Annotated in this window: 14 protein-coding genes and 1 tRNA gene; 3 read left to right on the plus strand and 12 right to left on the minus strand. The window is 62.0% G+C overall.

Annotation, left to right across the window (positions count from 1 at the left end; all coding sequences use genetic code 11):
• A partial coding sequence (locus BHQ40_RS14510) for an FGGY-family carbohydrate kinase (RefSeq protein WP_253183367.1) occupies positions 1 to 301 on the plus strand: 301 nt, incomplete at its 5' end.
• A gap of 202 nt (positions 302 to 503) precedes the next feature.
• On the opposite strand, the gene BHQ40_RS14515 is transcribed toward BHQ40_RS14510, so the two are convergent.
• From BHQ40_RS14515 to thyA, 8 genes are all read right to left on the minus strand, one after another.
• Positions 504 to 1,025, minus strand: coding sequence for an SRPBCC family protein (locus BHQ40_RS14515; protein WP_070156580.1), 522 nt, complete (start codon positions 1,023 to 1,025; stop codon positions 504 to 506).
• Positions 1,018 to 1,485 carry an SRPBCC family protein gene (locus BHQ40_RS14520; protein ID WP_070156581.1) on the minus strand — a complete coding sequence of 156 codons (468 nt, stop codon included), beginning with the start codon at positions 1,483 to 1,485 and terminating at the stop codon, positions 1,018 to 1,020. The genes BHQ40_RS14515 and BHQ40_RS14520 overlap by 8 nt, the downstream gene beginning before the upstream one ends.
• On the minus strand, positions 1,482 to 1,793 hold the full coding sequence (locus BHQ40_RS14525) for an ArsR/SmtB family transcription factor (RefSeq protein WP_216094889.1): 312 nt from the start codon (positions 1,791 to 1,793) through the stop codon (positions 1,482 to 1,484). Before BHQ40_RS14525 ends, BHQ40_RS14520 begins: the two co-directional genes overlap by 4 nt.
• 237 nt (positions 1,794 to 2,030) lie before the next feature.
• On the minus strand, positions 2,031 to 2,684 hold the full coding sequence (locus BHQ40_RS14530) for a hypothetical protein (RefSeq protein WP_070156583.1): 654 nt from the start codon (positions 2,682 to 2,684) through the stop codon (positions 2,031 to 2,033).
• 231 nt (positions 2,685 to 2,915) lie between these two features.
• Positions 2,916 to 4,223 (minus strand): dihydrolipoamide acetyltransferase family protein, encoded by a 1,308-nt coding sequence (locus BHQ40_RS14535; RefSeq protein WP_070156584.1) that lies wholly within the window; start codon positions 4,221 to 4,223, stop codon positions 2,916 to 2,918.
• Between the two features lie 5 nt (positions 4,224 to 4,228).
• Positions 4,229 to 5,233 (minus strand): alpha-ketoacid dehydrogenase subunit beta, encoded by a 1,005-nt coding sequence (locus BHQ40_RS14540; protein WP_139139314.1) that lies wholly within the window; start codon positions 5,231 to 5,233, stop codon positions 4,229 to 4,231.
• A gap of 198 nt (positions 5,234 to 5,431) precedes the next feature.
• Positions 5,432 to 6,733 carry a 3-methyl-2-oxobutanoate dehydrogenase (2-methylpropanoyl-transferring) subunit alpha gene (locus BHQ40_RS14545; protein WP_070156586.1) on the minus strand — a complete coding sequence of 434 codons (1,302 nt, stop codon included), beginning with the start codon at positions 6,731 to 6,733 and terminating at the stop codon, positions 5,432 to 5,434.
• Positions 6,734 to 6,861: 128 nt separating this feature from the next.
• Positions 6,862 to 7,812 (minus strand): thymidylate synthase, encoded by a 951-nt coding sequence (gene thyA / locus BHQ40_RS14550; protein ID WP_070156587.1) that lies wholly within the window; start codon positions 7,810 to 7,812, stop codon positions 6,862 to 6,864.
• 140 nt (positions 7,813 to 7,952) lie between these two features.
• Here thyA and BHQ40_RS14555 point away from each other — a divergent pair, with 140 nt between their 5' ends.
• Together BHQ40_RS14555 and BHQ40_RS14560 are read left to right on the plus strand one after the other, a co-directional pair.
• A complete protein-coding gene (locus tag BHQ40_RS14555; RefSeq protein WP_070156588.1) occupies positions 7,953 to 8,309 on the plus strand; it encodes a JAB domain-containing protein in 357 nt (118 codons plus the stop codon).
• Positions 8,310 to 8,410: 101 nt separating this feature from the next.
• Positions 8,411 to 8,487: transfer RNA gene (locus tag BHQ40_RS14560), tRNA-Pro, on the plus strand.
• A 175-nt stretch (positions 8,488 to 8,662) separates the two neighbouring features.
• On the opposite strand, the gene BHQ40_RS14565 is transcribed toward BHQ40_RS14560, so the two are convergent.
• The 4 genes from BHQ40_RS14565 to BHQ40_RS14580 form a co-directional block, all read right to left on the minus strand.
• Entirely contained in the window at positions 8,663 to 10,216 is a 1,554-nt protein-coding gene (locus BHQ40_RS14565) for a polysaccharide biosynthesis protein (protein ID WP_070156589.1), read from the minus strand.
• A gap of 116 nt (positions 10,217 to 10,332) precedes the next feature.
• Entirely contained in the window at positions 10,333 to 11,490 is a 1,158-nt protein-coding gene (moeB, locus tag BHQ40_RS14570) for a molybdopterin-synthase adenylyltransferase MoeB (RefSeq protein ID WP_139139313.1), read from the minus strand.
• Positions 11,487 to 11,756, minus strand: a complete 270-nt coding sequence (locus BHQ40_RS14575) for a MoaD/ThiS family protein (protein ID WP_070156590.1) — start codon at positions 11,754 to 11,756, stop codon at positions 11,487 to 11,489. The genes moeB and BHQ40_RS14575 overlap by 4 nt, the downstream gene beginning before the upstream one ends.
• A gap of 926 nt (positions 11,757 to 12,682) precedes the next feature.
• On the minus strand, positions 12,683 to 13,858 hold the full coding sequence (locus BHQ40_RS14580; RefSeq protein WP_070156591.1) for an FAD-dependent oxidoreductase: 1,176 nt from the start codon (positions 13,856 to 13,858) through the stop codon (positions 12,683 to 12,685).
• Positions 13,859 to 13,873 lie beyond the last annotated feature (15 nt).

The following is a 13,873-nucleotide window of genomic DNA, read 5'->3' on the forward strand; positions in this document are numbered from 1 at the left end:
CGATGGCGCGCCCTGGACGGAATTGCGCATTGACGGCGGCATGGCCGCGAATGACTGGATGGCGCAGGACATTGCCGGCATATTGGACATGCCCGTCACCCGCCCCGCCTTCGTCGAAACCACCGCCAAGGGCGCCGCCATGCTCGCCGCTGTCGGCGCGGGCCTGTTCCCGGCGCTGGAAGACGCCTGCGAAGCAATGGCGGGACCGAGCGAACGGTTCATTCCCGCGCTTGACGAGGATGTGAGAGCGAAGCGTCTGGCGGGCTGGGATGAGGCTTTGGCGGGGGTGTTGAAAGGCTAACTGCGTATGTTCCCCGTCACCCCGGGCTTGACCCGGGGTCCCGCTATTTTAGATTTCAACAGTGGAAATTCGACCTGATTGAGCGCAGCAATCCTGACTGACGGGATATGTTCGAATTGCTAAACAGAGAGCAGCGGGACCCCGGCTCAGGGCCGGGGTGACAAGAGGAGAAATGGCGGCGATTTGGCCCTATCCGGCCACCCTACCCCAACACCCCCTTCACCGCCGCCTCGGACCGCGCATGCAGCGCCCAGAAATCGCGCACCTTCTCCCCGGAAAGCACGCCCTGCAGCACCGCCAGATGCGAATGCCATCCGCCGCCGAAATTCGCCATCGGCCCCGGCCCGCTGATGCCGCTATGGGTCAGGACCAGCCGGGTGCGTTCGCCCTCCGGGAACAGCCTGAACTCCGCCACGCCTTCCTTGCCGCCGTCCCATGTGAACGCCAGCAGCCGGGGGGCGTCGAACTGCTCCACCGTCTCCCGCCCCACCGCGCCCTTGCTCGCGGCATATTCCGCCGGATAGGGCACATCGTCGGCCGACAGAGTGTCATGGTCGAACAGCAGCTCGACAGTCCCGCCCACGCATGGCTCCATGGGTCCGCCTGCAAACCACTGGCCGCGCAGCTCCGCGTCCGTCAGGTAACGCCACACCGTCTCGACCGGCGCGTCCAATATCCGTTCGAACCGGATGGTGTCCGCGCCGATGCGTTCGATCTCAACCATGTCCATTCTCCAATAGCGTAGCCAGCGACCCAAGGATCATCGTCCAGCCCTTGCGGGTCTGCGCCTCATAGGCGGCCCATTGCGGGTCCATCTCATGCGTCAGGGTCAGGGTGCATCCGCCCCCGTCAGCGGGCGCGATCGCGATCGACACCCGCGTCCATTCTTCTTCGCCGGAGGGGTCGGCGCGAAACAGGAAGACCAGCCGCTCCGGCCTGTCGATCACCTCATAGCGGCCATAATGATGCGCATCACCGCTCCCTCCGTTCCCGCCGGGCCGCCGCTCTACAATCTCGAAACCGCCGCCTACGCGCGCATCGATCTCCACCTTCACCATCTCCCCGCCCGGCGTCGCGAACAGAAAGCGTCCCGCCATTGCGGGGTCGAGCCAGGCGTCGAACACCCGCTCCGGCGCAGCGTCGAAGGCGCGCGTGACGGTCAAGATCACGGGGGCCTCGCTCATGCCTTCGACTCCTTGTCAGCGGCGAGCAGAGCATCCAGCCGGTCCAGGCTGACCGTCCAGAACCGCTCCCATTGCGCGATCCAGCGTTCGGCCTCGGCCAACGGTTCCGGCTGCAGGCTGCACATCTGCGTCCGGCCCACCTTGCGCCGCGACACCAGTCCCGCCCGCTCCAGCATCTTCACATGTTTGGATGCCCCGGCGAAGGACATGGCATAGGGCTGCGCCAGTTCGCCAATGCTCCGCTCGCCAAGCGCCAGCGCCGCCAGCATGCCGCGCCGGGTGGGATCGGCCAGGGCCATGAAGGTCATATCGAGTCGTTCAACCATATGGTTTAATATTGTGGATTGACGGAAAAAGTCAACCGATCGGCTTACTGTTTATCCTGCGCCTCTCGGCCTGTCCGCCAAATCCGTTCGCTTCGAGCGTGTCGAGAAGCCTTGGCGCCCGTTCCCGGCGCGCTCGAAACGAACGGAAAAGAGCCTGTCTTTGGCCATGCCGTTCATGCCGAAGCTGCCGCAGATATCAGCCCCGATAGGCCGCGCCGCCTATCGCGCTGACAATTCCTGCCGCCCTTCCTTGCGCCAGGCCGCCAGCCGCACCTGATACACCGCATAGGCGTCGTAAAATTCCAGGAAAGGCGCCTCCAGGCTGGCGATCGCTTCCGGCGCATAGGCGCTCAACTCGGACGATTTCCGCGCATTGGCCGCCCTTCCCACCACAATCGCCCGGTCGCAGAACCTCTCCTGCACCGGCGGCAGCGCGAAGAAATTATAGACGCGCGTGTTCAACCGGTCGCGCGCGTCCACGCCCTTCGATCCAAGGCGCTCCTTATATTCCGCGTCGACGGCCTTGTTGGTCTTGGCCAGGATCGTCTTATGCGCGTTAAGCAACTGATTATATTGCACGCGCGCGGCATCCTGCTTCAGGCAGGACAGCGCCGCGACATTCAACGCCATGCGGACATGCCACAGCGTCGCCGCTTCGCTCAATTCCCGGTTCGGGGTGATCCGCTGGCCGTCCTTGCCGACGGCCGGGATGGTCATGCCCGCCGTTGCGCCCATGGGCGGCCTTGGCATGGATGAGGGCTTGGCGGCTGGTTTGGAGACGCTGGCGATCGGCTTTCGTTTGCCGCCTGCGCATCCGGCGAGCAAACCCGCCGTAACCGCCACAGCGATACATTGCCTGATAATGGCGCCCATGAATAAGCCCCCCTCTCCCGCTGGGCCTATTCATACCATTATGGTTAACTTAATTAGTTAATGATTCCATCGACTTACCGCAAAAGCGACTCGGATCACCGCTTTCGCGATATATATGCGAAGGCGTGTGTTGGATTTTCCTGCCAAACCCTTGAACCGCCACGATTAAACCGGCTTGAAAAAAGCCAGATACCGTCGCGTTCCTCATCGCATTTGTTGGGCGCAATGCGTTTAGTCGGCGAACAAAAGGACCGGCGTTTCCAGCAGCTTGCGGATCGCCTGAACGAAACTCGCGGCGTCCCATCCGTCCACGACCCTATGATCGCAACTGATTGACAGGTTCATCAGCTTCGCCGCCACGATCTCGCCATCCTTGATCACTGGCCGCTCAATCACCCGGTTGGGGCCTATGATCGCCACTTCCGGCCGGTTGATGACCGGCGTCGTCGCTACGCCGCCCAGCGGCCCCAGCGAAGTCAGCGTCAGGGTGGAGCCGGACAATTCCTCCGACTTCGCCTTGCCGCTCCGCGCCGCCTCGGCCAGCCGGACGATCTCGCTGGCCAATTGCCAGACATTGCGGTTCTGCGCGTCGCGGATCACCGGCACCATCAGGCCCGCATCGGTCTGCGTCGCCATGCCCAGATGCACCGCCCCATGCCGCGTCACCACGCCCGCCTCGTCATCATAGCGGGCATTGATCATCGGGAAGCCCGGCAACGCCTTGCAGATCGCGACGATCAGCAGCGGCAACATGGTCAGCTTCGGCCGGTCGCCCCGGTTCGCGTTGAGGTCCGCCCGCATCGCCTCTAGGTCAGTGACGTCGATCTCCTCGACATAGGTGAAATGCGGGATATTCCGCTTGGACGCCGCCATATTCTCGGCGATCCGTCGCCGCATGCCAATGACCTTGATCGCCTCGTCAGGCCGGGTCGCCGATCGTCCGGCAGGCCGGTATCCCTCGCCCGCGCCATAGAGCAGATAGGCGTCCAGATCGGCATGACGGATGCGCCCGTCGGCGGTGCGCACCTGCGCCAGATCAACGCCCAGCGCCTTCGCCCGCGCCCGGACAGCCGGGGAAGCGAGGACTTTGGCGCTCTCCTCTCCGTTCGGGCTGAACTTGTCGAAGCCCTGCCCTTTCCCTTCCACAACAGTCGAAGCCAAGGGCAGCCCTTCGACAGGCTCAGGGCGAACGGGAGGGGGAACGGCAATCTGCTCAACCCCCGGATTCTCCGCCTCCAGAACATCTTCCTCCACCGCAGGCGACTCAACCGCCGCGGGCGGCGCGACCTCCCCCTCGCCTTCCGTCTCGATCACCACCAGCATCCCGCCAATGGCGATCTGGTCGCCCGGCTCCCCGGCCAGTTCGACCACCGTTCCGGCGACCGGCGATTCCATCTCGACGGTCGCCTTGTCGGTCATCATGTCGGCGAGCGGCTGGTCCTCCTCCACCGTATCGCCCAGCTTCACATGCCAGCCGACAATCTCCGCCTCGGATATGCCTTCGCCAATGTCGGGAAGGCGGAACGTGAAACGCGCCATGCTGGTCAGTCCTTCAAAATCTTGGCCATGGCCTCGCGGATGCGGATCGGCCCCGGAAAATACGCCCATTCAAGGCTGTGCGGGTAAGGCGTGTCGAAACCTGTCACACGCTCGATCGGCGCCTCCAGATGGTGGAAGCATCGCTCCTGCACCAGCGCCGACAGCTCCGCGCCGAACCCGCCGGTCCGCGTCGCCTCATGGACGATCAGGCAGCGGCCGGTTTTCCTGACGGACGCCTCTATCGCCTCGATATCCAGCGGCACCAAAGTTCGCAGGTCGATGATTTCCGCGTCGATATCCGCTTCCGCCACCGTGCTGGCGACGACATGCACCATCGTACCGTAGCAGAGGATGGTCAGCGCCTCGCCCTCGCGCACCGTGCGCGCCTTGCCCAACGGTATCCGGTAATATCCCTCCGGCACCTGCGCATCGGCATGCCCGGCCCAGCTTTTGGCGGGCCGGTCATAATGGCCGTCAAACGGGCCGTTATAAATGCGCTTGGGTTCGAAAAAGAGCGTCGGATCATTATCCTCGATCGCCGCGATCAACAGGCCCTTGGCATCGTAAGGCGTGGACGGGATCACCGTCTTTATGCCCGATACATGCGTGAAGATGCCTTCCGGGCTTTGGCTGTGCGTCTGCCCGCCGAAAATGCCCCCGCCAAAGGGCGATCGCACCGTCATCGGCGCGATAAACTCGCCCGCCGACCGGTAACGCAGCCGCGCCGCCTCGCTGACGAGCTGGTCCAGCGCCGGATAGATATAATCAGCAAACTGGATCTCCGGCACCGGCCGCAACCCATAGGCCCCCATGCCGACCGCCACGCCGATGATCCCGCATTCGGTGATCGGCGTGTCGAACACCCGGTTCTTGCCATATTTTGCCTGCAGCCCCGCCGTCGCGCGGAACACGCCCCCGAAAAAGCCGACATCCTCGCCCATGACGACGACGTCGGGGTCGCGGCCCATCATCACGTCCAGGGCGCTGTTGATCGCCTGGATCATGTTCATCTGTTTGGCATCGCCCGGCCCTACGGTCTCGGTTCCCGCGCCGGGGACGACTTCTGAAACAACCTCAGCCATGACGACCATACTCCACCCCACAGGCCGTCACCCCTGCGAAGGCAGGGGTCCCGCTTCCTTGGCTGCGCCGGAACAGTAGCAAGATCCCTGCCTTCGCAGGGGTGACGGAATGAATGTGCGGCATGCTCATAGCCCGGCCGCCTTCTTCTCGTCGATCGCCTGCTGAAGCTGCTCCTTCAGGTGCCAGGGCATCTCCTCGAACACATCCTCGAACATCGTTTCGAACGGCTGATGCATGCCATGGCCCAAAATGCCGTTCTTCTCGGCCTCGCGGGCGGCATCCTTCACCATGCTGGCCAGTTCCGCGTCCATCGCGGCGTGCCGCTCCTCGTCCCAGATGCCCAGGCCAATGCAATGCTGCTTCAGCCGCGCGATCGGGTCGCCCAGCGGCCAGTGGCTGCCCTCATCGGCGGAACGATACTGGCCCGGATCATCGGAGGTGCTGTGCCCCTCCACCCGATAGGTAAAATGCTCGATCAGCGTCGGTCCTGCATTACTGCGCGCCCGGTCCGCCGCCCAGCGGGTCGCCGCATAGACGGCCAGCGCGTCATTGCCGTCAATCCGCAGCCCGGCGATGCCATAGCCCACAGCGCGCGCCGCAAAGGTCGTTGCCTCCGCCCCGGCAAAGCCGGAAAAGCTGCTGATCGCCCACTGGTTATTGACGACGTTCAGGATCACGGGTGCCCGATAGACGCTCGCAAAAGTGCAGGCCGAATGGAAATCGCCCTCCGCCGTCGACCCTTCGCCGCACCAGGTCGCCGCGATCCTTGTGTCCCCCCGCGCCGCGCTGGCCATCGCCCAGCCGACCGCCTGCGGATATTGCGTGGTCAGGTTGCCGGAAATGGAGAAAAAGCCTGCTTCCCGGACCGAATACATGATCGGCAACTGCCGTCCGCGCATCCGGTCGGCCTTGTTCGAATAAATCTGGTTCATCATGTCGACGATGGACCAGTCGCGCGCGATCAGCAGGCCCTGCTGCCGGTAGCTGGGAAAGCACATATCGTCACGGTCCAGCGCCATAGCCGCCGCTACCGCGACCGCCTCCTCGCCCGTGCACTTCATGTAGAAGCTGGTCTTGCCCTGCCGCTGCGCCCGGAACATCCGTTCGTCGAACGCACGGGTCAGCGCCATCGCCCTCAGCATTTTCAATAGGGTTTCGGGCGGCAGGTTGGGGTTCCACGCGCCAACGGCATTGCCGCCCTCATCCAGCACGCGGACCAGGCCATAGGCCATGTCGCGCATATCCCCGGCTGCGCTCGTCTCGTCGGGTCGTGGAGCCGCATCTGCGGCGGGAATGTCGAACCCGGAAAAATCGGCCTGATCGCCCGGCCGGAAATGCGGCTCCGGCACATAGAGGCTCAACGGCGGCAGATTGCGCCCCGCACGATCCCCTGCTGTCCGATCTCCGGCTCCGTTTCGCTCAGCCATCCCAGCTCCAGTCAATGCATCGTAATATTGTTACCCTACAGCGTTATCATATTACAGACGTAGGAAAAGGCAAGTTTTGCTGACCTATCTGACTTTGCCTCCCGTCATTTTCCCTTTGCCGTTCCAGCCTAGACCGCGACCGGCGCTGCGATATGGCCCTGCGGCGCATAGTCCAGCACCTCGAAATCCTCGATCGCATAATCGAAAATGCTCGAAGGCCTGCGATTGATCCGCAGGCGGGGCGCGCCGGAGGGAACCCGCGCAATCTGCGCCTCCACCAGATCCGCATGGTTGAGATAAAGGTGAACGTCACCGCCGCTCCACACCACCTCGCCCGGCTCCAGGTCGCATTGCTGCGCCAGCATGCGGGTCAGCATGGAAAGGCCGAAGATATTGAAAGCGAAGCCCAGCCCAAGGTCGCAACTGCGCTGGAACAGCATGCCGGAAAGCTTCCCGTTCGCCACATGGAATTGATAGGTCATGTGGCAGGGCGGAAGCGCCATTCCCGCCAGTTCCGCCACATTCCAGCCGGTGAACAGCAACCGGCGCGATCCGGGGTTGGTGCGGATAGCCTCCACCAATTCGGCGATCTGGTTATATCCCTGCTCCGCACGGCGGAACAGACCTTCCCCCGCCGGTTCATAACGCGGCCAGTTCACCCATTGCGCGCCATAGACAGGGCCAAGGTCGCCCCAGCGGGTCGCAAAAGCCTCATCGTCGATGATCCGCCGTTCAAACGCATCGCGATCTATGTCCTCGCCCGTTTCCCGGCGATAGCTGTCCAGCGGCCAGTCCGTCCAGATGTGGACCCCCTGCTCCACCAGCGGCCGGATATTGGTGTTGCCCGTCAGGAACCACAGCATCTCCCGCGCGGCGGCCTTCCAATAGACCCGCTTGGTAGTGAGCAGGGGAATCGCGTCGTCCGCCAGGGAAAAGCGCATGGTCGCCCCCAGGATGGACCGTGTGCCCACGCCCGTCCGGTCGATCCTCTCATCGCCATGCAGCCATATATGGCGCATCAGGTCGAGATATTGTTGCTCATAATGGGGCGTTTGCCGGGCGTGCGAGTCTGCGATCATGAAGCCGTTCTAGACGAGCGCGGGCGGCAGACCAAGCAGCGCGGCCCTCCCTCCGAAATGGACAAGCATGATGCCAATTGCCTCCATAACGGAGAAAGGCGGCGTGGCGCACGGGCCGCGCTTGCAGCCAAAACCCCAGCATGCGCTCCCATGAAGCCCTGCAGATGATGGCGCCAGAGGCGACCGACAATGAACAAGCTCTGGTGATTTTTATCGACGAGGCATGCAGTCCTGTTCACGTCCTGCCGCTCCGGGGTCGTCCGGGTCATGTCGCGCTTCCCATGCGGACGATCGTGCAGGAGGCGCTGGTCAGGCAGTGCCGCTTCCTGCTGCTCTACCATAGCCATGGCGCTGGCGATCCCTCGCCCAGCCCGGACGATATCCTGACGACGCGCTTGCTCTGCCGTTTGCTGAAACCCCTGCATATCCGTCTGGCCGACCACGTCATATATGCCGGAAAAAGGCGATTCAGCTTTCGCCAGTCGGGGCTGTTATAGGTCCCTGCAATAAACCCGGCCGGGACGCTTGCAACATCCAGACCCCGACTCTATAGACCGCCGCCTGCCTGCCGGACCCGCACATGCGATTCCGGCTCGGTCGGGGAGTAGCTCAGCCTGGTAGAGCACTGTCTTCGGGAGGCAGGGGCCGGAGGTTCGAATCCTCTCTCCCCGACCATTTTACATAACATCAGTCTTGCATCGCGCATTTGCCTGGGTGCGGCGGCCGTCCGGACGGGCAAGACCACTTCTGACGCGATGGCTCGATCGGGGCAAACTACCCACCACGAAAAAGCCTGCGCCGCCGGAGCGACGCAGGCTTCTGCGGTCCCGAAAGGGATGCTTTTTCTTTTTCAGGCCCTCGCGGCCACAACCGTCGATTCTGTGAGCAGCGCATTCAGTGCGGCGGCCTGTGAGGAAAGACTGTCCACGCGGGACAGGGTTTCGGCCACTTCCTCCAGCTTCTCGCGCATGTCCCCGTTCAGCAGCTCCGGCGCGCCGGCAAACCCGGCCGCAACCGCATCCGCCAACAGGCTGATGACCTCGCGGAATTTGACTGCAAGATGGGCGTTCGGTCCGGCCCATGCCGGGGCCGCGCCCCACCACAGGACATCGACGATGCGCGGCAACTCGGCGGCCGCGAAGATCGCCGCGGCAAGACCGCTCACCGCCTCAAGAAGCGCCTGCTTGAGCTGAGGAAAATCAAGTGATTCATCGTCCAGGCTGGCCTTCAGGCGATCCAGCTCCACCTGCAGCGCGGCAGGATCAAACATCTGGATGCGCGCGCCCGCCATGGTCCCGCTGCTGTCGCCAAAACCCGTCGGCGCTTCGAGCGCATTGATCAATGGATGATATTCGACCTCATCGTTCCAGGAAAACTGGCCGCGGAAGAATACCTCGTCATAACCGCTGGGAACGCCGGAGAAATAGACCGCCGCCCGCTTGCCACTCTGGACGATTTTGTAGAGCGCCAGTTCAAGCGTGTTGACCGGCCAGCCAAGGTCGACAGCGGACCAATAGCCGTCAACCGGAGTGGTTTCCGACAGGGCAAGGGCGTTGATCAGAAGATGCGTGGCCTGACGCAGATTCTGCACATTGAAATGCCGGTCCGGACCATGGAGCCCAACCAGCCCTCTTTCGATGCCGTCTACGATATCCTGCGCAACCACGCCATTTTCCATGACATGGGTAAAGCGGGTGCAGCGGAAGCGGGTCGATGTGCTGGCCCGCGCGGCCACCGCCCACTGCGCCTCGGCCAGCTTCTTGCTGCCGGTATACACATGGTCGGTCACATAGGCGAAGCATTTGCCCGTGGAGGAATAGATCGCGTCCTCAACGCCATGCTTCAGGCAAAGGTCGATGACGTTGCGCGTGCCAAAGACATTGGTGTCGATCGCCTCGCGCACCACCACCTCTGCGCGGCCGGGTTCGCGGATGCTGGCAAGGTGGAATATCACCTGCGGCCTGAACGCTGCGACAATCGCATCGAAAGCCGCAAGGTCGTTGATATCGACCCGGTGCACCACCGGCTTCAGGGCGTGCGCCTCTCCGTCGGGCTGATAATCATGTTCGGCAATGTCGACGATCGCGATCTCTGCCGCGCCCAGGCGCGCAAGGATCGGGATCAGCCGCGAACCAACGGCGCCCAGACCGCCAGTGACGAGGATCCGGTTGCCCTTGATGCGGGCGGTCGCAGCCGCTTCATGCAGGTCGACGGTCCGGTTCATCGCCAAAGCGACCGGGCTGTCATCCAGCTTCCCGTCCGCCTTGAACAGGGCGATCAACTGATCGGTCGCATTCTGCAGTTCTTCGGCGACCGCCGCCGATGGCGTGGCGCCGGCGGGGGCAATCGTCGATATCCAGCGAATGACGTCCTCACTCGTGGCGGTCTGCCGTTCCAAATCCATATACCATTCCCCCCGGAACATCCGACTTCAACTAAAAGGAGCGACCCGTTCAGTAGAGCGCGCAGCTTAACGGTTTGCTGCACCCGGCGGACAACGCCCCGCTTTTTTCGACGGCGCTATTCTGTTTCAACAGCGCCGGACCACGCATTCATGCCATTATCCAGATTATAAAGGCGTGAAGGCAGATATCCCGCCGCGGCCAGAGACTTGATGACGGCGCTGCTCCGCATGCCTGACTGGCAGACCAGCACCAGATCGCGATCCTTGGGTAGATCGGTCTCGCCAGTTTCCTGCAGGACCTGTTCCAGATCCGGCTTGGAGAAAGCGCGGGATCCGGCGATCCTGCCCGACAGCCATTCGGACGGATTGCGGACGTCCACGATGACCATGTCGTCCTTGGCCGCCAGCCGTTCCTGCAGCTTCTCGCCAGAGATCGTCCGGCCTACGGGAGCTGCGCAGACCATCACGGTCTCCTTGAGGATGATGTCCTCCGGCGCCTTGCTGCAGGTCGGGCAATTCTCGTCCTTGGCGAGTTGCACCGTCGTAAAGCTGAGGTCGAGACCGTCATAGATCAGCATGCGCCCGATCATCGGCGATCCGATGCCGCTGATCAGCTTGATGGCCTCGGTGGCCTGCAATGCTCCGATAACGCCGGGCATAACGCCCAGAACGCCGGCTTCCGCGCAGTTCGGCGCGAACTCAACCGGCGGGGCTTCCGGGAACATGCACCGGTAGCAAGGGCCATGGCGCGCATCGAACACGCTAAGCTGACCATCAAAGCGCAGAACGCCGCCGAACACATTGGGCTTGCCCAATTTCACGCAGGTGTCGTTGACCAGATACCGGGTCGGGAAATTGTCCGTCCCGTCGATCACCACATCATATTGCGAGATCAGGTCCAGCGCATTGTCGATGTTCAACCGGACGTCATGCCGCTCGATCACCACATCGGGATTGAGGTCCAGCATACGCGCCTCGGCCGAAGCGTTTTTCAGCGTGCCGAGCACTTTATAGCCATGCGCGATCTGCCGCTGCAGATTGGTCTCCTCGACCACATCAGCGTCCACCAGACCGATCCGGCCTATACCGGCCGCAGCCAGATAGAGCGAGGCCGGGCTGCCGAGACCGCCAAGGCCGATGAGCAGGACGCTGCCCGCTTTCAGAGCGCGCTGCCCTTCAATGCCGAACTCCGGCATGATGAGATGGCGGCCGAAGCGGCGAAGCTCCTGATCGCTCAATTCGGGCATCATGCCCATGGAGACGGGGGCGTTCATCCGCCGGCCACGCTGGCGATGATCTGCACTTCGTCGTCATTCCCGATCGGGGTGGACAGGCCATCGAGAAGGCGGATGTCCTTGCCGTTCTTGCAAACCACCACGAATTTGCGCAGCGCATTGCCGGAAAAAAGGTGATTGCGAAGATCGGCGGAGTTCTCGGAAAATCGCGCCAATGCTTCCTCAACCGTGTTGACCGGAATGGTTACGCGCGTCTGCTGCTCCGTGTAACGACGGAGCGAACTTGGTACTATGATGGTTGCCATATAATCCCCCTCAGAATTACCGCCCCTAATAGTAGGGAGCATAATTTTGAGTTAGCAAGGCGCTAGAATTGGCATGAATAGCCTTGCTGTTTCATTCCTGAACAACGTGAAAAAACATTAATGTCTGGTGTGTTTCCGAGTATGGCGCGCCGCTCCGGAAAGGACCATTCTGGAGGAAAATCCGCGAGGAAACGGTCGGCGACTATCCAAAAGGAAAGCTGTCCATAACATCTGGGCGCAAGGCTATGGAATGTCGGCTAAATGTAGCGCTGGATTACCGCATCGGCTTTAATGCCGGAAGATTGTCCTTAAACGGGCATGCCGGGAAAGCATGCAGCGCCACGGAAGAAAAATAATCAGCGTGCGCGGCGCTTTAGCCCCATGAGGGTTCAGGCAAGCCAGTCGTCCCGGCCACCGTCCGCGACAAACCAGGCAACCAGCCCCGCCCCGATGATCAAGCCAGAAATAAACATCATGATCGCGACCTATTTTGGTTAATCTTCTTTTAACTAGAATCGCAGACGTGAAGAATAATGGTTAACAAATGGTTAATTTGAAGGGGCCACTCCCCGCACTAAGACCAAGGTATGCCGCTATTTTATCCTAAATGGCTAGTGAGTAGCGGAAAGACCGCCGGCGACCTGCTCTGGGGTCAACCATCTCAACGGCGATTCGTGCGAGTCGCTTTGGCCTAATTGAATACGACCTGCGGTCCTTGCGATCTTGTCGCACGCCGGGCGGCCAGCGCCAGCACCACGCCAATCAGGACTGTGGACAATAGGGGTTTGGAAATAGGCATAAGGGTCCTCCGGTTCGCGATAGCGCTGAAACGGACAGGAAATGGTTTTGCTCCCGAAACGGCCCAGGCAACCAGATCAGACGCCTCCTATTTCTGGCGGGCCGAAAGGGTTCGGACAATCATACGGTCAAGCGGGCGTGAGGCGCGGCGCAAACAACTCCGCCACCTGCCTCACAGACGTTTCGGCCGCCTGGCGATCCGGCGTCTCATTCGCGTCATTATAGCCGAACCAGTCATTCTCCCCCACTTCCTGCACGACGATGCCGTCGCGCCGGGCCAGGATGTTCAGCGATTTGTGGTAAACCCCATAAGTGACGCCAGCCTGAGGGATAAGCCACGCAATCTGGCCGCGGACGGGAATGACGCTCTCATCCTTCCAAAGCGCCCTCGCGCCATAGCCGGTGCAGTTGATGATGACCTTCTGCTTCAACTTCATGATGTCGTTCGGCTCGTGGAAGGTCATCGGCACCACCTTGCCGCCCGCGATCAGAAAGTCGTTCATCAATTGCCGGGAAAGATCGGCGACGTTGAAGGTCAAAGAACTGTTGCGATAGGCGAACGCGGTCGGAAACGGATGTTCGCCCGGTCCCAGCGGCTGCGAACGCGGCGTGATGTCATGAAGACGATGTTCTAGGCGAGAAAAGCCGGTTGCTTCTTCCGGTCGAGCCGCCTGCCGCTCAACAGGGGAAAGGTCGGACAGGGCATAGCGATCCGTCCACTCGACCGGATCTCCGGCTGATCCCAGAAAACCCTGAAATGCGGCGAATGAGGTCCGCGCCATGCTTTCCCAGCGATCGCCAAAGCCGGGATCGACATCCTTCTCCATCGCGACGCGGGAATCGGGGGACCATGTTCCCGTGGCCCTGGCCGACCGGACATCAGGAAATTGCTCCTTCGCATAGATGGTGACCGCCAGCCCTGCCCGCTGCGCGGTCAATGCAGCGGTAAGACCCATCGCCCCCGCGCCAATCACCGCAACCTCTTTCGGGCTGACCTCCATCGCCTTTCCGACGGCCACCGCCGCCGATCCCCAGGACAGCGACCATCCGCTCCCGCCATGCCCATAATTGTGGATGACCAGCTTGCGGCCGACTTCCTCGGCCTCAATCCTGGGTCCCGCCGCACGAAACGGGCGCAGGCACACCGTCACCCGGAACATCCGGTCGATCGATGCGCGGATGGGAATGATATGAGAATCGCGATCGAGCAGAAGCGATGCGGCGCGCACTGACCCGCCCGCCGACAGACCAAGAGCGCCGGCGCCCAGTATACCGCGACCGAGAAAGCTTCTTCTGTCCATCATTGTCCCCCTGAACAT

The sequence above is a fragment of the Sphingobium phenoxybenzoativorans genome (assembly GCF_001757355.1).
GTDB lineage: Bacteria > Pseudomonadota > Alphaproteobacteria > Sphingomonadales > Sphingomonadaceae > Sphingobium > Sphingobium phenoxybenzoativorans.

What these genes read in the sequence shown, in the direction of transcription:
- BHQ40_RS14515 (WP_070156580.1), bottom strand. Translation starts at nt 1,025, where the DNA reads ATGGTTGAGATCGAACGCATCGGCGCGGACACCATCCGGTTCGAACGG.
- BHQ40_RS14520 (WP_070156581.1), bottom strand. Translation starts at nt 1,485, where the DNA reads ATGAGCGAGGCCCCCGTGATCTTGACCGTCACGCGCGCCTTCGACGCT.
- BHQ40_RS14525 (WP_216094889.1), bottom strand. Translation starts at nt 1,793, where the DNA reads ATGACCTTCATGGCCCTGGCCGATCCCACCCGGCGCGGCATGCTGGCG.
- BHQ40_RS14530 (WP_070156583.1), bottom strand. Translation starts at nt 2,684, where the DNA reads ATGGGCGCCATTATCAGGCAATGTATCGCTGTGGCGGTTACGGCGGGT.
- BHQ40_RS14535 (WP_070156584.1), bottom strand. Translation starts at nt 4,223, where the DNA reads ATGGCGCGTTTCACGTTCCGCCTTCCCGACATTGGCGAAGGCATATCC.
- BHQ40_RS14540 (WP_139139314.1), bottom strand. Translation starts at nt 5,233, where the DNA reads ATGAACATGATCCAGGCGATCAACAGCGCCCTGGACGTGATGATGGGC.
- BHQ40_RS14545 (WP_070156586.1), bottom strand. Translation starts at nt 6,733, where the DNA reads ATGGCTGAGCGAAACGGAGCCGGAGATCGGACAGCAGGGGATCGTGCG.
- thyA (WP_070156587.1), bottom strand. Translation starts at nt 7,812, where the DNA reads ATGATCGCAGACTCGCACGCCCGGCAAACGCCCCATTATGAGCAACAA.
- BHQ40_RS14555 (WP_070156588.1), top strand. Translation starts at nt 7,953, where the DNA reads ATGCGCTCCCATGAAGCCCTGCAGATGATGGCGCCAGAGGCGACCGAC.
- BHQ40_RS14565 (WP_070156589.1), bottom strand. Translation starts at nt 10,216, where the DNA reads ATGGATTTGGAACGGCAGACCGCCACGAGTGAGGACGTCATTCGCTGG.
- moeB (WP_139139313.1), bottom strand. Translation starts at nt 11,490, where the DNA reads ATGAACGCCCCCGTCTCCATGGGCATGATGCCCGAATTGAGCGATCAG.
- BHQ40_RS14575 (WP_070156590.1), bottom strand. Translation starts at nt 11,756, where the DNA reads ATGGCAACCATCATAGTACCAAGTTCGCTCCGTCGTTACACGGAGCAG.
- BHQ40_RS14580 (WP_070156591.1), bottom strand. Translation starts at nt 13,858, where the DNA reads ATGATGGACAGAAGAAGCTTTCTCGGTCGCGGTATACTGGGCGCCGGC.